This window comes from Pseudomonas jinjuensis, from assembly GCF_900103845.1.
GTDB classification, from domain to species: Bacteria; Pseudomonadota; Gammaproteobacteria; order Pseudomonadales; family Pseudomonadaceae; genus Pseudomonas; species Pseudomonas jinjuensis.
This window is the reverse complement of record NZ_FNIJ01000007.1, coordinates 188,254-205,838: the sequence shown is the minus strand read 5'-3', so window position 1 is coordinate 205,838 and position 17,585 is coordinate 188,254. Positions and strand designations below refer to the sequence as shown.

The 17,585-nt window shown below is 66.8% G+C and carries 15 protein-coding genes; 5 read left to right on the top strand and 10 right to left on the bottom strand.

All coding sequences use genetic code 11. The features are described 5' to 3' along the window. Nucleotides 1-10: 10 nt before the first annotated feature. Complete coding sequence (locus tag BLR75_RS12185) at nucleotides 11-2,323, bottom strand: FdhF/YdeP family oxidoreductase (protein WP_084312554.1); 2,313 nt, start codon at nucleotides 2,321-2,323, stop codon at nucleotides 11-13. Between the two features lie 430 nt (nucleotides 2,324-2,753). Between BLR75_RS12185 and moaA the strand changes: the two genes are divergently transcribed. The 3 genes from moaA (at nucleotide 2,754) to BLR75_RS12170 (ending at nucleotide 5,695) form a co-directional block, all read left to right on the top strand. Next, the gene (gene moaA / locus BLR75_RS12180; RefSeq protein WP_084312728.1) at nucleotides 2,754-3,752 is read left to right on the top strand and encodes a GTP 3',8-cyclase MoaA; all 999 of its coding nucleotides are present in this window, start codon (nucleotides 2,754-2,756) and stop codon (nucleotides 3,750-3,752) included. 33 nt (nucleotides 3,753-3,785) lie between these two features. After that, a complete protein-coding gene (locus BLR75_RS12175) occupies nucleotides 3,786-4,685 on the top strand; it encodes a bestrophin family protein (RefSeq protein ID WP_084312553.1) in 900 nt (299 codons plus the stop codon). Nucleotides 4,686-4,804: 119 nt separating this feature from the next. Next, complete coding sequence (locus BLR75_RS12170; protein WP_084312550.1) at nucleotides 4,805-5,695, top strand: LysR family transcriptional regulator; 891 nt, start codon at nucleotides 4,805-4,807, stop codon at nucleotides 5,693-5,695. A 200-nt stretch (nucleotides 5,696-5,895) separates the two neighbouring features. On the opposite strand, the gene BLR75_RS12165 is transcribed toward BLR75_RS12170, so the two are convergent. From BLR75_RS12165 to BLR75_RS12155, 3 genes are all read right to left on the bottom strand, one after another. Continuing rightward, nucleotides 5,896-6,873 carry a virulence RhuM family protein/type II toxin-antitoxin system death-on-curing family toxin gene (locus tag BLR75_RS12165; protein ID WP_084312548.1) on the bottom strand — a complete coding sequence of 326 codons (978 nt, stop codon included), beginning with the start codon at nucleotides 6,871-6,873 and terminating at the stop codon, nucleotides 5,896-5,898. Next, a complete protein-coding gene (locus BLR75_RS26730) occupies nucleotides 6,870-7,037 on the bottom strand; it encodes a hypothetical protein (protein ID WP_169720265.1) in 168 nt (55 codons plus the stop codon). Before BLR75_RS26730 ends, BLR75_RS12165 begins: the two co-directional genes overlap by 4 nt. A gap of 222 nt (nucleotides 7,038-7,259) precedes the next feature. Continuing rightward, a complete protein-coding gene (locus BLR75_RS12155; RefSeq protein ID WP_084312544.1) occupies nucleotides 7,260-8,159 on the bottom strand; it encodes a LysR substrate-binding domain-containing protein in 900 nt (299 codons plus the stop codon). A 108-nt stretch (nucleotides 8,160-8,267) separates the two neighbouring features. Here BLR75_RS12155 and BLR75_RS12150 point away from each other — a divergent pair, with 108 nt between their 5' ends. Together BLR75_RS12150 and BLR75_RS12145 are read left to right on the top strand one after the other, a co-directional pair. After that, nucleotides 8,268-8,843 carry a nuclear transport factor 2 family protein gene (locus BLR75_RS12150; RefSeq protein WP_084312542.1) on the top strand — a complete coding sequence of 192 codons (576 nt, stop codon included), beginning with the start codon at nucleotides 8,268-8,270 and terminating at the stop codon, nucleotides 8,841-8,843. A 56-nt stretch (nucleotides 8,844-8,899) separates the two neighbouring features. Beyond that, nucleotides 8,900-9,799, top strand: a complete 900-nt coding sequence (locus BLR75_RS12145; RefSeq protein WP_084312540.1) for an alpha/beta hydrolase — start codon at nucleotides 8,900-8,902, stop codon at nucleotides 9,797-9,799. Nucleotides 9,800-10,253: 454 nt separating this feature from the next. Here the strand turns inward: BLR75_RS12145 and BLR75_RS12140 are convergent, their stop codons facing one another. The 6 genes from BLR75_RS12140 to mdeB form a co-directional block, all read right to left on the bottom strand. After that, nucleotides 10,254-11,606 carry an outer membrane beta-barrel protein gene (locus BLR75_RS12140; protein ID WP_084312538.1) on the bottom strand — a complete coding sequence of 451 codons (1,353 nt, stop codon included), beginning with the start codon at nucleotides 11,604-11,606 and terminating at the stop codon, nucleotides 10,254-10,256. A gap of 84 nt (nucleotides 11,607-11,690) precedes the next feature. Beyond that, a complete protein-coding gene (locus tag BLR75_RS12135) occupies nucleotides 11,691-12,068 on the bottom strand; it encodes a nuclear transport factor 2 family protein (RefSeq protein ID WP_084312536.1) in 378 nt (125 codons plus the stop codon). Further along, nucleotides 12,058-12,933, bottom strand: a complete 876-nt coding sequence (locus tag BLR75_RS12130) for a fumarylacetoacetate hydrolase family protein (RefSeq protein ID WP_084312534.1) — start codon at nucleotides 12,931-12,933, stop codon at nucleotides 12,058-12,060. The genes BLR75_RS12135 and BLR75_RS12130 overlap by 11 nt, the downstream gene beginning before the upstream one ends. 10 nt (nucleotides 12,934-12,943) lie before the next feature. Then, the gene (locus BLR75_RS12125; protein ID WP_084312532.1) at nucleotides 12,944-13,528 is read right to left on the bottom strand and encodes a VOC family protein; all 585 of its coding nucleotides are present in this window, start codon (nucleotides 13,526-13,528) and stop codon (nucleotides 12,944-12,946) included. A 20-nt stretch (nucleotides 13,529-13,548) separates the two neighbouring features. Beyond that, complete coding sequence (gene aceF, locus BLR75_RS12120) at nucleotides 13,549-14,862, bottom strand: dihydrolipoyllysine-residue acetyltransferase (RefSeq protein ID WP_425439002.1); 1,314 nt, start codon at nucleotides 14,860-14,862, stop codon at nucleotides 13,549-13,551. After that, on the bottom strand, nucleotides 14,850-17,522 hold the full coding sequence (gene mdeB / locus BLR75_RS12115) for an alpha-ketoglutarate dehydrogenase (RefSeq protein WP_084312528.1): 2,673 nt from the start codon (nucleotides 17,520-17,522) through the stop codon (nucleotides 14,850-14,852). The genes aceF and mdeB overlap by 13 nt, the downstream gene beginning before the upstream one ends. Between the last annotated feature and the right edge of the window lie 63 nt (nucleotides 17,523-17,585).

Sequence of the window (17,585 nt, the reverse complement as noted above, 5' to 3'; positions counted from 1 at the left end):
AGCCGATGGTTCAGGCGACCGACGAGGTGATCAGGCCGTCGGCGCCGGGTTTCTCGACACGGATGGCGATGAACTTCGAGGTGGGGGTGAAGGTGCGGTCGCCGTAGCTGTCCAGCGGCACCAGCGGGTTGGTCTCCGGGTAGTAGGCGGCAGCCTGGCCCTGGGGAATGTCGTAGGCCACCAGGGTGAAGCCCGGCGCGCGGCGTTCGCGGCCGTCATCCCAGAGCGACACCAGGTCGACCTTGTCGCCCGGCTCGAAGCCCAGCCGCCGGATGTCCTCGGCGCTGACGAAGACCACGTGGCGCATGCCGAACACGCCGCGATAGCGGTCGTCCAGCCCGTACAGCGTGGTGTTGTACTGGTCGTGGGAGCGCATGGTCTGGAGGATCAGGTCCGGCGTATCGCCACGTTCCAGCACGTTCTCGTTGACCAGTTGCCGGGGCAGTTCGCAGGGCGTGAACTGCGCCTTGCCGCTGCGGGTTTTCCAGACCCGCTCGGCCGCGTCGTTGCCCAGGTGGAAGCCGCCGGGATGCTGCAGGCGCTGGTTGAAGTCGGTGAAGCCGGGGATGGTGTCGGCGATCAGGTCGCGGATGCGGCCGTAGTCGGCGACGGCCCAGGACCAGTCGATGGGATGCTTGCCCAGCGTGGCCTCGGCCATCCCGGCGATGATCGCCGGCTCCGAGCGCAGCAGCGGCGAACGCGGCCGCAGCTGACCATGGGAGATGTGCACCATGCTGAAGGTGTCTTCCACGGTGACGCCCTGCGGCCCCTCTGCCTGCAGGTCGATCTCGGTGCGGCCGAGGCAGGGCAGGATCAGCGAGTCGCGGCCCGGCAGCAGGTGCGTGCGGTTCAGCTTGGTGGCGATGCTCACGGTCAGCTCGCAGTTGCGCATCGCCGCGTGGGTGCGCGGGGTGTCCGGGGTCGCCTGGGCGAAGTTGCCGCCCAACCCGACGAATACCTTGGCGCGGCCCTCCTCCATCGCCTTGATCGCCAGCACGGCGTTATGCCCGTGCTCGCGCGGCACCTTGAACTGGAAGCGCCGCTCCAGCGCATCCAGCAGGCGCGCCGGTGGCTGCTCGTCGATGCCCATGGTGCGGTCGCCCTGCACGTTGCTGTGGCCGCGCACCGGGGACAGCCCGGCACCCGGGCGACCGACGTTGCCGCGCAGCAGTTGCAGGTTGATGACTTCCTGGATGGTCGGCACCGAATGACGGTGCTGGGTCAGCCCCATGGCCCAGCACATGATCACGCGCTCGGCCTTGCGGTACATGCGCGCGGCCAGTTCGATCCCGGCCTTGCCCAGCCCGGACTGCTCGACGATGTGCTCCCAGCCGGTGGCATCCACCTCGGCGAGATAGCTGTCCAGCCCGCTGGTGTGCTCGGCGATGAAGGCGTGGTCGAACACCGTGCCGGGCGCCTCGCGCTCCCACTGCAGGAGGAACTTGGCCATGCCGCGGAACATCGCCATGTCGCCGCCCAGCGCCGGACGGAAGTACGCGGTGCTGGTGGGTTCCGAGCCGTTGGAAAGCATCTCGATGGGATGCTGCGGGTGCTGGAAGCGCTCCAGCCCGCGCTCCTTCAGCGGGTTGATGCAGACCACCTGGGCGCCCCGCTCCACCGCCTCGCGCAGCGGTTCGAGCATGCGCGGATGGTTGGTGCCGGGGTTCTGGCCGATGACGAAGATGGCGTCGGCCTCGGCGAGATCGTCGAACACCACCGTGCCCTTGCCGACGCCGAGGGTTTCCGACATGGCCACGCCGCTGGCCTCGTGGCACATGTTCGAGCAGTCGGGGAAGTTGTTGGTGCCGAAGGCGCGGACGAACAGCTGATAGAGGAACGCCGCCTCATTGCTGGCCCGGCCGGAGGTGTAGAACTCGGCCTGGTCTGGGCCCTCCAGCTGGCGCAGGTGTTTCGCGACCAGCGCGAAGGCCTCGTCCCAGCCGGTTTCCACGTAGTGGTCGGTGGCCGCGTCATAGCGCATCGGATGGGTCAGGCGGCCCTGGTACTCCAGCCAGTAGTCGCTCTGCTCGCGCAACTGGCTGACGCTGTAGCGGGCGAAGAAGTCCGGATCGACGCTGCGGCCGGTGGCCTCCCAGTTCACCGCCTTGGCGCCGTTCTCGCAGAACTTCACCAGGCCGCTTTCCGGCGACTCGCCCCAGGCGCAGCCGGGGCAGTCGAAGCCGCTGTTCTGGTTGGTCTTGAGCATGGCGCGGATGTTCTTCACCGCGTTCTCGCTGCCCAGCCAGCTCCTGGTGACGCTCTTCAGCGCGCCCCAGCCGGCGGCGGGGCCGTTGTAGGGCTTGATGTGGTCGTCGAGGCTCATGAGGGGGTCTCCATGTCGCAGCACGCAAGGTCGGCCTGGTCGCAGGCCGGGCAGGCGATCACGGCTGGCCCTCCCCCCCTTTCTGCGGGCCGAAGAAGCCCGCGGCGCCTGTTCGCGAGCGAACGATGCCGGGTGAAAGGGGCGTGATAGGAAGTGTCGATCGGCCGTGGCAGCCTGGGTTCATATTCAGGCTATGGCCATTCGAACGAAGCGTCCAATCGCTATTGATGACGACTTCATCGAGATCCTCTATCACGCCACACGCCAGCAATGACGATGGGTTTGCGACATGGAGCGAGCTTCTGGCGACACGATAGACGCCATCGATCACACGGTCGCCAATAACGATTGGACGCCCCGCCCGCCGCCCCTTAGTTTTTCCCCATGAATGGCGCGAGCTCCCTCCGCCATCGGCAACGGCGAGGCGCGCATGGCGAACAGGACCCTGGTGGACGGTTTCGATCGGAAGATCGACTACCTGCGAATGTCGGTCACCGACCGCTGCGACTTCCGCTGCGTCTACTGCATGGCCGAGGACATGCAGTTCCTGCCCCGGCAGCGCATCCTCAGCCTCGACGAGCTGTACCTGCTGGCCGAACGCTTCGTCGCCCTGGGCACCCGCAAGATCCGCCTGACCGGCGGCGAACCGCTGGTGCGCAGCGGCATCGTCGATCTGTGCCGGCGCATCGCCGCCCTGCCCGGCCTGCGCGAACTGTGCATGACCAGCAACGGCTCGCAGCTCACCCGCCTGGCCGGCCCGCTGTTCGATGCCGGGCTGTCGCGGCTCAACATCAGCCTCGACAGCCTCGATCCGCAGCGCTTCCGCCAGCTGACCCGCACTGGCGACCTGGCCAGCGTCATCGCCGGCATCGACGCGGCGCGCGCCGCAGGCTTCCGCCACCTCAAGCTGAACTGCGTGGTGCTCAAGGGGCGCAACGACGGCGAGATCAACGACCTGGTGCGCTTCGCCATCGACCGCGGGCTGGACATCTCCTTCATCGAGGAAATGCCCCTCGGCGCGATCAGCGAGCACAGCCGTGGCGAATCCTTCTGCTCCAGCGACGAGGTCCGCGCGCGCATCGCCGAGCGCTACACGCTGATGGAATCCGCCGAGTCCACCCAGGGCCCGTCGCGCTACTGGCGCCTGGCGGAGGCCCCGGAAATCCGCATCGGCTTCATCTCGCCGCACAGCCACAACTTCTGCGGCAGCTGCAACCGCGTGCGCCTGACCGTCGAAGGGCGCCTGCTGCTGTGCCTGGGCAACGAGCATGCGGCGGACCTGAAGGCCGTGCTGCGCGCCTATCCGGGCGACCCGCAGCGGCTGGAGCAGGCCATGGTCGATGCCATCCGCAGCAAGCCCTGGAGCCACAACTTCCAGGTCAACGATGAGGTGCAGGTGCTGCGCTTCATGAACATGACCGGCGGCTGAAATTCACCACCGACACGACTGGCGCCCACTCCCATGATCGTTCGTCCCAGACCCAACCTGCTCAACGTCCTGATTTCGCTGAAGGGCTCGATCGCCCGGCGCATCGCCGTGCGCAGCCTGCTGATCACCCTGCTGGCGTCGGTCATCGTGCTGGTCGGCAGCCTGCATCCCGACTGGTTCGTGCGGGTCGAGGCCACGCCCTTCACCCTGCTCGGGCTGTCGCTGTCGATCTTCATGAGCTTCCGCAACAACGCCTGCTACGACCGCTGGTGGGAAGGCCGCAAGGCCTGGGGCCGGGTGATCCTGGAGATTCGCGGCTTCGCCCGGCAGAGCGTGGCGATCGGCAACGACGCCCTGCGCCAGACCCTGCTGCGCGAGCTGTGCGGCTTCGCCCACGCGCTCAACGCCCGGCTGCGCGACGAGGACGAACTGGCTGCCGCAGCCCGCTGGCTGTCCGACCTGCCCGACAGTCCGGACCACAACGTCAGCGACGACATCCTGCGGCGCATCGGCCAGCAGTGCGTGCTGCTGTCCCGGCGCGGGGAGATCAGCGAATGGCGCGCCATCGCCCTGGAAGGACACCTGAACGGCCTCACCGAGGCCCAGGCCGTCTGCGAGCGGATCAAGTCGACGCCGCTGCCCTTCCCCTACACCCTGCTGCTGCACCGCACCATCTACATCTTCTGCATCCTGCTGCCGTTCGCCATGGCGGTGCCGCTCGGCTGGGTCACGCCGATCTTCACCACCATCGTCAGCTACACCTTCTTCGGCCTGGATGCCATCGGCGACGAGTTGGAGAACCCCTTCGGCCGCGACGAGAACGACCTGCCCACCGACGCCATGGTGCGCACCATCGAGCGGGAGATTCTCTCCAACCTCGGCCAGCGGGAACTGCCGCCGGTGCTGGAGCCGGTGGATTATGTGCTGAGCTGAGCAGCGCGGTTCCGGCTCCGTAGGGTGGACAAAAAAGCCTTGTCCACCCTACGGAACGCCCAGCCCTGAGCTATTTGATCGTTCCCATACTCCGTAACCCCACTTCGCAAGGTGGCGCCATGGACATCAAGCAACTCAAGTTCCTCATCGCCCTCGACCGCACCCGCCACTTCGGCCAGGCCGCCGCGCTCTGCCACATCACCCAGCCGACCCTGTCGATGCGCCTGCGCAACCTGGAGGACGAGCTGGACCTGGTCCTGGTGAGGCGCGGCCAGCGCTTCGAGGGCTTCACCGAAGCCGGCGAACGCATCCTCGCCTGGGCCCGCACCGTGCTGGCGGCCCACGATGGCCTGCAGGCCGAGGCCGCCAGCTGCCGCGGCCAACTGGTGGGCAGCCTGCGCCTCGGCATGGTGCCACTGGCCAGCTTCAACCCGACCCACCTGCTCAGGCCGCTGGTCGAGCGCTATCCCGAACTGCGCTTCCAGCTGTCGTCACTGAGTTCGGAACAGATCATCGACGGCCTCGGACGCAACCAGCTGGACCTCGGGCTGTGCTACCTGGACCAGGTCGACAGCAGCTACTTCGAGGTGATCGAACTGGCCTCGACGCGCATGGGCCTGCTGCACGACACCCGCTTCTTCGCCTTCGACCAGCCGGAGCTGCAGTGGGAAGACCTCGGCCAGCTGCCGCTCGGACTGCTCACCAAAGGCATGCACTTCCGCCAGTCCATCGACCTGAGCTTCCGCAGCCGCGGCCTGGACCCGACGCCGCTGCTGGAAAGCGAATCCACCTTCCAGCTGGTCCAGGTGGTCAGCGCCGGCATCTGCTGCGCCATCATGCCCCTGGGCAACGGCCTGGAGGACCTCAGCGAACACCTGCGCGTGCTGCCCATCGCCGAATCCAGCGTCCACGCGCCCCTCGGCCTGGTCCTGCGACGGACAGAACCGCGCTCGGTGCTGGCGGAGAAGTGCTTTGCCGAGGCGAGGGGGATATTCGGGGAACAGTCCTGATAAGGACGGGCGAACTTCGAGGTGGTTCGGTGCGCGAACCCTAATCCTGGCCTCTGATCGAGCCCAGCAAGTCAGCCCCTGCATCCCGCTTCAGCAACTCGTACACCACTGTCAGGAACACATCCCGCGTAGCCTCATCGCTAAGCAGTTTGGTCGCCATGCTGGTATGGCTGCTCATCACCGATAAGGCTTACAGTGGCTCATACCTGCACTCCTTCCGCCGGCCCGGCCAGCATATTCATGATCAGCCGGATCAGGGTGTCCTTCTGCGCCGGGTCGGACTCAGCCACCAGCAACGCCAACGCGGCCAGGCCGATGTCGTTGATCACCGGCTGGCCCGCTGCATCGAACAGGCGGCCATTGCGGTGCAGGAAATCAACAAACAGGAAGGCGCCGCTGCGCTTGTTGCCATCGACGAAAGGGTGGTTCTTGATGACGAAATACAGCAGGTGCGCCGCCTTGGCCTCGACGCTGGGATAGGCCGGCTCGCCGAACACGCTCTGGTCGAGGTTGCCCAGCAGCGCCGCAAGACCGTCACCACGCTCGCGGGCGAACAGTTCGGTGGCTTCCCCACACGCAACCAGGTCGGCCTTGAGAGTGGCCAGGGCCGCACGGGCATCGCCGAGAGTAGGCAGTTGGCCGCCGACCTCGACGACAGGATCGGTCAGCAGCCCTTCGTCATAGCGTTGCAGCCATAGGAAGGTCTGCGCATAACGGCTGACGATGTCGGCCAGCCCGCGCCCGGCCTCGGCACTGATCTCCGGGTTGGCGGTCAGCCGCCGCACCATGGCGAGGGCCGATTCCAACTCGCGGGCGTTGGTCTCAAAGCGCTGCCGGTTGAGTGTATAGCCGCGGGTCAGGTGTTCACGTAGAACACGGGTGGCCCACTGGCGGAAGCGGACACCTTCCGCCGACTTGACCCGATAGCCCACCGAGATGATCACGTCCAGGCTGTAGAGGCCAACCGGCCTATCTGAATTTGCAATGTGCAGATTTTGCACATTGCTCTCCTTCGCCAGCTCGCCCTCGGCAAACACATTGCGAATATGCCGTCCGATCACCGTCCGATCACGTCCGAACAGGGTTGCCATCTGCTCTTGCCGCAGCCAGACGGTTTCGCCCTCAAGACGCACCTCGACCGCCTGATTGTCCGCCTGGTAGATAAGGATCTCACTCATGCCGTCACCTCACCCAGCAGCGCGGCAATCTCCGCCTCCACCGCCTTGAGATCGGCATCGATCTCCGCCAGCGGCCGCGGCGGCTGGGCGTCGGCATCAGGCTCGTCGAAGCAGGCCAGCACGGCCACGTTCCAGATGAAGTCGGCGAGGTTTTGCTGGTTCACGCGCTGTCCCTTCTCCAGGTGCAGGGAACGCAAGTCTGAACCGCGTCCCTGCATGATGCCTTGATAAATGCCGGCACCTTAACCGCTGGACCGGTTCCGAACCAGTCGCCAGCGACCAAGCCCTTGAGTTACAGGACGCCCTACAGCCGAGGGCGGCGCCTGGACGTCGGAGAAGTGCTTTGCCGAGGCGAGGGGGATATTCGGCGCTGCCTGACGGGCAGCCTATTCGTCCCCCCCATGGCTCCCATGCGAACGCGCCATTTCGAGAAAGGCCCTCACCGCGCCGCCGGTTTCGCTGATGCGGCTGATCATCAGCAGATCGGCCCGCGGCTCCATCTCCTCGAGCACGCGATAGACCAGGCCGGGAATCGACATCTTCATCAGCGGTTCCGGCACCAGGGCGACCCCCAGCCCCGAAGCGACCAGCGCCAGCAGGCTCAGGGTACTGGTAGTGCGATGCACCTTGGGCTCGCGTCCCAGGGCGCCGCGCAATACGGACAGCATGTTCTCGTCGGCACCGTGCGCGGCGTAGACGATCAACGGATCGGCACCGAGCATCGACACCCGCAACGTCGCCTCATTCGCCAGGGGGTGGGCGTCCGGCATGGCCAGCATCAGCCGCCAGGTGCCGATGCGCTCGAAGCACAGCGACGCATCGGTACTCTGCCCGCCGTGACTGGGCGCGTAGCCGATGTCCAGCTGTCCCGCCTCGATGGCCTCCACCTGCAGGTGCGGCGCCAGCTCCCTGAGCACGACCTCGGCATCCGGGTAGGCGGCGTGGAAGGCGCGCACGTCCGCCATCAGCTTGCCGCTGAATACGGCGTTGCCGGCGAAACCGATACGCACGCAGCCCATTTCGCCACGGATGGAGCTCTGTACGACACGCTGCGCGTGGGCGGCCTGATCGAGCGTGCGCTGGGCTTCCGCGCGCAGCAACACGCCTGCCTCCGTCAGCTCGACCCGCCGGCTGGTGCGGACGAACAGCGGGCCGCCGAGCTCTTCCTCCAGCGCCCGTATCTGCATGCTCAAGGCGGACTGGACAATGTGCAGGCGCTGGGCCGCGCGGCCGAAGTGGCCTTCTTCGGCAACCGCAAGAAAGTAACGCAGGTGGCGCAGTTCCATGCCGGCATTCCATCACTTTTACAGATCGATCATTCACATCAATCTATTTGAGTTCAATACCCTTACGGAAGATGCTCCCGAGAGAAACCACCACCACGGGAGATACCGATGCACAGTTACCAGGAAGACCGTCTGCAGATCACCGACCTGATCACCGGCTGGATCCACCGCGACCTGGCGCAGTGGGACCAACTGGCCAACCTGTTCCACCCCGATGGCATCATCGAAGTCACCTGGTTCGAAGGACCTTTCACCGCGTTCATCGAAGGCTCCAGGCGCATGGGCGATTCCGACCTGCGCACCAAGCACCTGATCGGCACCCCCGTGGTCAGCCTCAACGGCGACAAGGGCATCATCGAGACCAATGCGGTCATCGTTGCCGAAAATGTGCGCCTGGGCCTGGGCTGCAGCGTGCACAACCGCTTCTACGACCTGGCCGAGAAACGTGACGGGCAATGGAAGCTGCTCAAGCGGCAGAGCATCTACGACATGGGGGGCTTCACCTTTCCCCAGGGACCGATGGAGATCGACCGCGACACCGTGGCGCGTTATCCGCGCGAATACGCGGCCCTCGCCTACCTGCTGGAGAAAAGCGGCTTTCCTCTCAACCGTGTATTCGCCACACGCGGCAGCGAGCTGGAATACGCCATGAAGGAAGCGGCCCGAGACTGGCTCGCCGCCTGAGGCCGCACTGATTCGAATCGGTTGCCCGAATACAACAAGAAACAGGAGTAAAGCCGATGTACAAGCAAAACCAGGACGCTACGCATCTGAACTACATCGTCCGAGGACTGGGTTTGTCGCTGTCCGGACGCGCTCGCGTGCCCGAGTCCGAAGACAGCGCCCGGCATCCGCTGATCATCGCGATCCATGGCGGCATCTATTCCTCGAAGTATTTCGACGTGGAGGGCTATTCGCTGCTGGACAGGGCGGAGGCGCAACAGTTGCCGATCTTCGCCATCGACCGGCCCGGATATGGGCTCAGCGCCGATTATGCCGTCAACGCCCCGAGCATCATGGACAATGCGGAAATCCTCGACTCGGCCATCCACGAGCTCTGGCACAGCTACAAGCACAAGGCTTGCGGCATCGTCCTGATCGGCCATTCGATCGGCGGCGCCATCACCATCGCCATCGCCGCGCGCCAACCCACCTGGCCGCTGCTGGGCATCTCCGTTTCCGGGGTCGGGCTCGACCCGGTGCCGGAATCCAAGGACAAGTGGAACGAGGTGCCCGAGGACCAGGCACTGGTCAGTATTCCTCCGGAAGCGATGAACGGATTCTTCTTCGGCCCGCCCGGCACCTACGAGCAGGGCGTGATGCCGCAGGCGAGCTATGTCGCCAATGCCCCCGCCCCCCGCAGCGAGCTGGTCAACATCGGCCTGCACTGGCCGCGGCTGGTCAACCGGCTGGCGGCGCGGGTCAAGGTCCCGGTGCATTATCGGCAGCCTGAGTTCGAGCAGCTCTGGCCGGTCGACGAAGAAACCGTGCGGCGCTTCGCCGATGCCTTCGTCAATTGCCCGGACATGGATGCGGCGCTGTTCCGCGAAGCCGGCCACTGCATCGACTTCCACCGGTCGGGCGAGGCGTTCCAGCTGGAGCAGTTGGCCTTCGCCAAACGCTGCGCCGCACGGGCCTGAACGCCCGACCCAGCACCGCCCTGCAGGAGCGAGCTTGCTCGCGATCAGCGGGGCCAGCCTATCGCGAGCAAGCTCGCTCCTACGGTTCCGGTGGGGCATCCGGGTAGGGCGCATAACGCGCCAGCGTTATCCGCCATCCCATCGGCATGGCGCTCAACGGCGGATGAAGCGTTCCGCTTCATTCGCCCTACACCAGCGTGTGGGCCATGGCGCGAAGACAGCTGCTCCTACAAAGAGGCGTCGATATCCACCCAACACAACGAAAAGGCCCTGGCGGATCGTGCTCCGCCAGGGCCTCTTTGCTGTGACTCGCGATCAGGGGGACGCCACCCTGTCGACGAAGCCGATGGGTATCGCTTCGCTCACCCCATCCTACGCCAGGCAGTGCCATGGGGTGCACGCAAAAGCCCCCGCAGGTCTGGACCTGCCGGGGCGTGGTATTGCGGACTGACGATCAGAAGTAGACCAGCGCTTCCACCGTCGCCGTCAGTTGGTTCCGGTCGCGACCATTGCCAAAGGGCCGGTCGTGTTCCTCCGCGTCGAACCAGTCATAGCGCAACTCCGGGCGCAGGGAGAGGTTCTTGTTGACGTCGTAGCGGAAACCGCTGGTGATTGCGTTGAAGTTGCCGCGGGCCGTCGTGGTGGGGAACAGCGTGAAGCCGTCCGGGTCGCGGAAGTGCTCGCCACGTACCGAGAACGTCAGGTCCGGACGAATCTGGTAGGTGACCACCGCGTTGGCTCCCCACCAATGAGCGCCGTCGAAGCCCGGCCCGGTGATGATATCGACGGTCGACGGCTTGCCGTCGCCGTCCTGGCGGCCGTACACCAGCTCCGCCCCCATCGACCAGCGCTCGTCGAACCTGTGCCAGCCGTTCAGCGAATGCTGCTGTCTGAGCTGGCCGTCCGGGGAGATCAGCCGCGACGTCGGCGCCTGCACATCCTTGACGCTTTCGTTCTCCTGGTTGCCGACCATGAACTCGTAGTCGATCCAGGTCTGCAGGTCCGGCGTGCGCCAGCGCAGCGCGCCAAGCAGCGCCTTGTCATCGTTGTTGTCGCGCATGTTGCTCCAGCCCTGGGCGACGCCGAATTCCACCCCCAGCAGCCCCTGCGGACCGTCCATGACCTTACTGCTCAGCATCACGCCGCTGACCGTCACCAGGTTGCTGACGAAGGCATAGGTCCGGCTGGCGAACGGGTTGCGGGCGAGGCGGATGTTCGGCGGGATTTCGTAGCCGAAGGCCGGGCCGAAGATACCCGCCATGACGGTGAAACCCGGACCATAGGGCAGGTAGGCGGTGGCGGCCAGATTGGGGACGGAGAGGAACTGGTCCTTGTCGCGCTGTGCCTTGGCGGCGTCCTGCTCGTTCATGCCCCAGGCCATGTCCCAGCCAAAGGTACGGGCGAACTGGGCATTGCGGCCGTAGGCGGCTTCGAAGGTGAAGCCGAAGTCGAAGGCCTCGGGTTTCGGCCCCGGCAGCGGTGTGATGCGTGGGATGAGGTTGGCCTTCAGCGGCTTGTCGACGAACAGGTGCCAGGTACCCAGTTCGAAGCCCTCGTCGGAGAAGCCGGCCACTGGCAGGTTGCTCAGGCCGTCCTTGCGCTCGTCGTGGGTCGAGCGGTTGTTGCGGGAGTAACCGATGTCCAGCAGGCTGGAAACGGTGATGCCGTAGTCGCGCTCCAGAGTATCGCCGAACAGACTGCGGAACAGCATGCCCTCCCCCGGTTGCTCGGCCTCGTCGGCATGGCTGTTGACGATCGCGAAGGCGGCCAGAACCGCACCAAGTGTTTTCACCTTGATGTTCTTCATTATCCTGTCTCTTGTTGTTGTTTTCGGTGGATAGGTCCGGCGTCCCTGCCGGTGCGGCCCCTTGCGGGCCGCGAGCTTGCAAGGTCAGGTATTGGTGGCCTGGAAGGCGCACTGCCGCCAGCCGCCCTCCCCGCGGACCCACACCTGGGTGGCGTAGGCTTTCATCAGCCGCTCCTCGCCGCTCTCGCGCAGGACGATGGTCTGCTCCAGGCGGCCGCTGGCGATGGCCGTGTCGCCGTGCACGCGCACGCGCATGTCGCCGCGCTCGACGCTGAGGAAGTCGATCTGCCGCTCGACCATCTCCAGGTACTGGGCCTTGTCGTCCACCTTGCCGGTGGCGTGGACGTGCACCAGGCGCTCGTCCATCAGCGCCGCCAGGGCCGGCAGGTCGCGCCGGACCAGGGCGCGGCAGCGCTCGTCCTCCAGGCGCAGGATTTCCTGCTCGATGGCTTCAGCGTGCATGCTCGTCTCCTTCGGCGCGGACGGTGTTCTCGATGGCGCCGAGGCCGTCGATCTCGACCCGCACGCGGTCGCCCTCGCGCAGCCAGCGCGGCGGCTTGAAACCGCCACCGATGCCGCCGGGGGTGCCGGTGTAGATCACGTCGCCCGGCTCCAGGGTCATCACCTTGGACAGGTGCTCGATCTGCTGGTAGCAGTCGAAGATCAGCTGGTCGGTGCTGGAGTCCTGGCGCTTCTCGTCGTTGACGAAGCAGCGGATGCCCAGGCGGTGCGGGTCACCCACCTCGTCGGCGGTGACGATCCACGGGCCGAACGGCGCATGGCTGTCGAACGACTTGCCGAGGATGAATTGCGAGGTGCGCAGCTGCCAGTCGCGCACGCTGACGTCGTTGCCCACGCAGTAGCCGAAGATCGCCTCGCGGGCGGTTTCCGCGGTCAGGTGCCGGCAGCGCTGGCCGACCACGAAGACCATCTCGGCCTCGTAGTCCAGCTGCTCCGACACCTTCGGCAGGTCGATCGGTGCGAACGGGCCGGTGGTCGCGGTGGGCATCTTGGCGAACCACAGCTGGTCGGCCGGCATGTCCATGCCCGACTCGGCGACGTGGTCGGCGTAGTTGAGGCCGATGGCGAGGATCTTGCCGGGACGGGGCACCGGCGCCAGCAGCATCACCTGGTCCAGCGCGAGGTCCGCCCGGCGTGTGTCGTGCAGGTCCTGCAACGCCTCGCGCCAGTCGGCCCATTGCCCGATCAGGCCGGGCATGTCGCGCGGCGCCGCGGGCAGGTGCGCGGCGATGTTCAGGATGCCGTCGGCCAGCACCAGGCCGACGCCGGTGGAGCCGTCACGGGTTTCGAAGGTACAGAGTTTCATCGCGTTCTCCTCAGCCCAGCAGGGTACGGGTGCCGGTCGCCGCGGCGCCGAGCTGGCACAGTTCCGCGTCGCTGGCGCCGTTGCGCCACATCTCCACCATCATCTCGGGGTCGAACTCCAGGCCGATGGGGTCGTTGGCGAAGGTGTCGGTGTGGAAGAACGCGGCGGCGTCGGCCGCGTCGATGAAGTTGTCCACCTGCAGCTCGATGTCGTTGCCTTCCGGGTCGCGGTAGTACAGCGAGGTGGTCGGGCCGTGGTTGATGCACCAGAACGGCAGGATGCCCAGCGGCTTCAGGCGCAGGTAGGTGTTCAGCAGGTCGCCGATGCTGCGGTAGCTGTAGGCGATGTGGTGGACGCCGGTGACCTCGTCGGACTTCGGCGGCAGGTTCGGCATGTTGAAGAAGGCCAGGCGGTGGTGCTCGTCGTCGTAGGTGATGAAGGTCAGCACCTCGTCCTCGAAGACCAGTTCGGCCTGGAACAGCGCGCGATACCAGTCGACCATGGTCTTGCGGTCGGCGCAGCGGAACACCAGGTGGGCCATTTTCATCGGCACGATGCGCTCGGCGCCGGCGGCCGGGGCTTGGGTAGCAGTCATCTCGGTTCTCCTTGTTGTTGTCAGACCAGCACCCGGCGGAAGTCGCCGAGCAACGTAGCCAGGTAGGCCAGGAAGCGCCCGGCTTCGGCGCCGTCCACCGCGCGGTGGTCCCAGGACAGCGACAGCGGCAGCTGCAGGCGCGGCTGGAAGGCGTTGCCGTCCCAGCGCGGCTGCATCTCGGCGCGGCCGACGCCGAGGATCGCCACCTCGGGGGCATTGATGATCGGGGTGAAGTGCCCGCCGCCGATGCCGCCCAGCGACGAGATGGAGAAGCAGCCGCCCTGCATCTGCGCCGGCGACAGCTTGCCGCTGCGCGCCAGCTGCGACAGCTCGGCCATTTCCGCGGCCAGCGCGGCGATGCCCTTGCGGTCGGCGTCGCGGATCACCGGCACCACCAGGCCATTGGGGGTGTCGGCGGCGAAGCCGATGTGGAAGTAGTGCTTCTGCACCACCTCGTCGCCCTCCAGGCTCACGTTGAACTGCGGGAAGCGCTGCAGCGCCGCCACGCAGGCCTTGATCAGGAAGGCCAGCAGGGTGACCTTGGCCTGGCCGTCGCGCGCCTCCTGGTTGAGCTGCACGCGCAGCGCCTCCAGCTCGGTGACGTCGGCCTGGCTGTGGTTGGTGACGTGGGGAATGCTCACCCAGTTGCGGTGCAGGTTGGCCGCCGAGATGCGCTTGATGCGCGACAGCGAGCGGCGCTCGATGTGGCCGAACTGGGCGAAGTCCACCTGCGGCCAGGGCAGCAGGTCGAGCCCGCCGCCGAGCTTGGCCGCCGCAGGCTGTTCGCGCTGGGCCTTGACGAAGGCCAGCACGTCCTCGCGCAGCACCCGACCGCTGCGACCGCTGGCCGGCACCTGGTCGAGGTCGACGCCCAGCTCGCGGGCCAGCTTGCGCACCGCCGGACCGGCCAGGGCGAGCTGCGGCTTGCGCGCTTGCTCGGTGCTGGTTGCGGCCGGTGCGGGTGCGGACGCAGGTGCAGTTGCGGCGGGAGCCGGTTGCACCGTAGCGGCCTCGACGACCGGCGCAGGCGCCTCGGCGACCATGACCGGAGCCGGTGCCGGAGAGCCGGCCTCGGCCGCCTCGATATGGGCGATCACGCTGCCCTGGGAAACCTTGTCGCCCGGCTTGATCAGCACTTCGCGAATGGTGCAGGACAGCGTGCTCGGCACGTCCATCACCGCCTTGTCGGATTCGAGGACGATCAGCGGCTGCTCGATGGCGACCACGTCGCCGGCCTTGATTAGTACCTCGACCACCGGCAGGTCCTTGAAGTCGCCGATATCCGGAACCATGAGTTGTTGCATGGCGAAATCCTCCTCGCTCAACGGTTCCACGGTGCGTCGACAGCACCGTCGATGGCATAGCGCTGGCGCGCCTGGGCGTGCTTGTCGCGGTCCACCGAGGCCAGCGCGGCCAGGGCGATGTGCTGGCGGTCGACCTCGAAGAAGCGGCGCAGCGCCGGGCGGGTGTCGCTGCGGCCGAAGCCGTCGGTGCCCAGGGCGATGTACGGCGCCTGCAGGTGCGGCGCGATCAGCTGCGCATAGCCGCGCACGTAGTCGCTGGCGGCCACCACCGGGGTGGCGCCGGGCAGGCAGGCCTGCAGGTGGCTGCGCGTCTCGGTGTCGCTGCCGAACAGCTGCTGGCGCTCGACTTCGCGGGCCTCGCGGGCCAGCTCGGAGAAGCTGGTGACGCTCCAGATTTCACTGGCCACGCCCCACTCTTCGGCGAGCAGTTCGGCGGCGGCGATGACCTCGCGCAGGATCGCCCCGGAGCCGAGCAGGCGTACCGTCGGCTGGCCTTCGCCGCGCGTGCCGAACAGGCGCATGCCCTTGATCACGTCGGCGTGCTGCGCGGCCTCCAGCGGTGCCTGCACGTAGTTCTCGTTGGTCACCGTCAGGTAGTAGAACTCGTCGCGCTGCTCTTCGAGCATGCGCCGGCTGCCGTGGTCGATGATCACCGCGGCCTCGGCGGCGAACGCCGGGTCGTAGGCGCGGCAGTTCGGCACGGTCGCGGCGATCAGCTGGCTGGTGCCGTCCTGGTGCTGCAGGCCTTCGCCGGAGAGCGTGGTGCGGCCGGCGGTGGCGCCGATCAGGAAGCCGCGGGCGCGCTGGTCGGCGGCGGCCCAGATGAGGTCGCCGATGCGCTGGAAGCCGAACATCGAGTAGTAGATGTAGAACGGCAGCATGGTCACGCCGTTGACGCTGTAGGACGTCGCCGCCGCCGCCCAGGAGGAGATCGCCCCGGCCTCGGTGATGCCTTCTTCCAGCAGTTGGCCGTCACGCGCTTCCTTGTAATAGAGCATCGCCCCGGCGTCTTCCGGCTCGTAGAGCTGGCCGGCCGGCGAGTAGATGCCGATCTGGCGGAACAGATTGGCCATGCCGAAGGTGCGCGCCTCGTCGGCGACGATGGGCACGATGCGCGGGCCGAGCTGCTTGTCCTTGAGCAGGTTGGAGAACAGCCGCACCACCGCGGTGGTGGTCGAGCTCTCGCGTTCGTCCGGCTGCAGGGCGAACTGCGCGTAGCTGTCCAGCGCCGGCACCGCCAGCGGCTCGGCCTGGGTGACGCGGCGCGGCATGTAGCCGCCCAGCGCTTCGCGGCGCTCGCGCAGGTAGCGCAGTTCGGCGCTGTCCTCGGCCGGCTTGTAGAAGCGCATGTCTTCCAGCGCGGCATCGTCCAGCGGCAGGGCGAAGCGGTCGCGGAAGGCCTTGAGGGCGTCGAGATCGAGCTTCTTCTGCTGGTGCGAGGTGTTGCGCGATTCGCCGGCCTGGCCCATGCCGAAGCCTTTCTTGGTCTTGGCCAGGATCACCGTCGGCCGGCCGTCGTGCGCCTTGGCCGCGGCGAAGGCGGCATACAGCTTGCGGAAGTCGTGGCCGCCACGGCGCAGGCCGTCGATCTCTTCCGGGCTCATGTGCGAGACCAGTGCCTGCAGCTCCGGGTCGAGGTCGAAGAAGTGCGCGCGGTTGTAGGCGCCGTCGTTGGCGCCGAGGGTCTGGTACTGGCCGTCGACGGTATTGGCGAAGCGGCGCAGCAGCACGTGGTTGCGGTCGCGGGCGAACAGCGCGTCCCAGTCCGAACCCCAGACCACCTTGATCACGTTCCAGCCGGCGCCGCTGAACAGCGACTCCAGCTCCTGGATGATCTGCCCGTTGCCGCGCACCGGGCCGTCCAGGCGCTGCAGGTTGCAGTTGATGACGAAGGTCAGGTTGTCGAGCTTCTCGCGCGCGGCCAGCGACAGCGCGGCGATGGATTCCGGCTCGTCCATCTCGCCATCGCCGAACACGCCCCAGACGTGGCGCTGGCGGGTGTCGGCGATGCCGCGGTGCTCCAGGTAGCGGAGGAAGCGCGCCTGGTAGATGGAGCTGATCGGGCCGATGCCCATGGAACCGGTGGGGAACTGCCAGAAGTCCGGCATCAGCCACGGATGCGGGTAGGAACAGAGGCCGCCGCCGTCCACTTCCTGGCGGTAGCGCTGCAGCTGCTCTTCGCCCAGGCGGCCTTCGAGGAAGGCACGGGCATAGACACCTGGCGCGGAGTGAGGCTGGAAGTACACCAGGTCGCCCTTGCCGGCCTCGCTGTCGGCGCGGAAGAAGTGGTTGAAGCCGACTTCGAAGATTTCCGCCGCCGAAGCGTAGCTGGCGATATGGCCGCCCAGTTCGCCATAGGCCTTGTTGGCGCGCGCCACCATGGCCAGGGCGTTCCAGCGGATGATCGAGGTGATGCGCTCTTCCATCGCCAGGTCGCCGGGGAAGGCCGGCTGGTCTTCCACGGCGATGCTGTTCTGGTACAGCGAATAGGGATGCGCCGCCGGGCGCACGCCGAGGTGGCTGGCGTGCTCGGCCAGGCGCTGCAGGAGAAACTCGACGCGCTCGCCGCCGGCGCTGCGCGCCACGGCCTCCAGGGCGTCGAGCCATTCGTGGGTTTCCTGGCGGTCGATGTCGTCGCCGGCCCCGGCGGTCGCCGGATTGCGCGGCATTTCAGGAATCTTGGCTGTCATGGTTATCGCTCGAATGCTTTTCTCGGGCACGCGCCAGCCCGCGACGCCCGTGGGGCGCCAGTG

Coding starts and splice junctions, on each gene's coding strand:
- moaA (WP_084312728.1), top strand. CDS start 2,754: ATGGCGAACAGGACCCTGGTGGACGGTTTCGATCGGAAGATCGACTAC.
- BLR75_RS12140 (WP_084312538.1), bottom strand. CDS start 11,606: ATGAAGAACATCAAGGTGAAAACACTTGGTGCGGTTCTGGCCGCCTTC.
- BLR75_RS12130 (WP_084312534.1), bottom strand. CDS start 12,933: ATGAAACTCTGTACCTTCGAAACCCGTGACGGCTCCACCGGCGTCGGC.
- BLR75_RS12185 (WP_084312554.1), bottom strand. CDS start 2,323: ATGAGCCTCGACGACCACATCAAGCCCTACAACGGCCCCGCCGCCGGC.
- BLR75_RS12125 (WP_084312532.1), bottom strand. CDS start 13,528: ATGACTGCTACCCAAGCCCCGGCCGCCGGCGCCGAGCGCATCGTGCCG.
- BLR75_RS12150 (WP_084312542.1), top strand. CDS start 8,268: ATGCACAGTTACCAGGAAGACCGTCTGCAGATCACCGACCTGATCACC.
- BLR75_RS12170 (WP_084312550.1), top strand. CDS start 4,805: ATGGACATCAAGCAACTCAAGTTCCTCATCGCCCTCGACCGCACCCGC.
- BLR75_RS12175 (WP_084312553.1), top strand. CDS start 3,786: ATGATCGTTCGTCCCAGACCCAACCTGCTCAACGTCCTGATTTCGCTG.
- mdeB (WP_084312528.1), bottom strand. CDS start 17,522: ATGACAGCCAAGATTCCTGAAATGCCGCGCAATCCGGCGACCGCCGGG.
- BLR75_RS12145 (WP_084312540.1), top strand. CDS start 8,900: ATGTACAAGCAAAACCAGGACGCTACGCATCTGAACTACATCGTCCGA.
- BLR75_RS12165 (WP_084312548.1), bottom strand. CDS start 6,873: ATGAGTGAGATCCTTATCTACCAGGCGGACAATCAGGCGGTCGAGGTG.
- BLR75_RS12155 (WP_084312544.1), bottom strand. CDS start 8,159: ATGGAACTGCGCCACCTGCGTTACTTTCTTGCGGTTGCCGAAGAAGGC.
- BLR75_RS12135 (WP_084312536.1), bottom strand. CDS start 12,068: ATGCACGCTGAAGCCATCGAGCAGGAAATCCTGCGCCTGGAGGACGAG.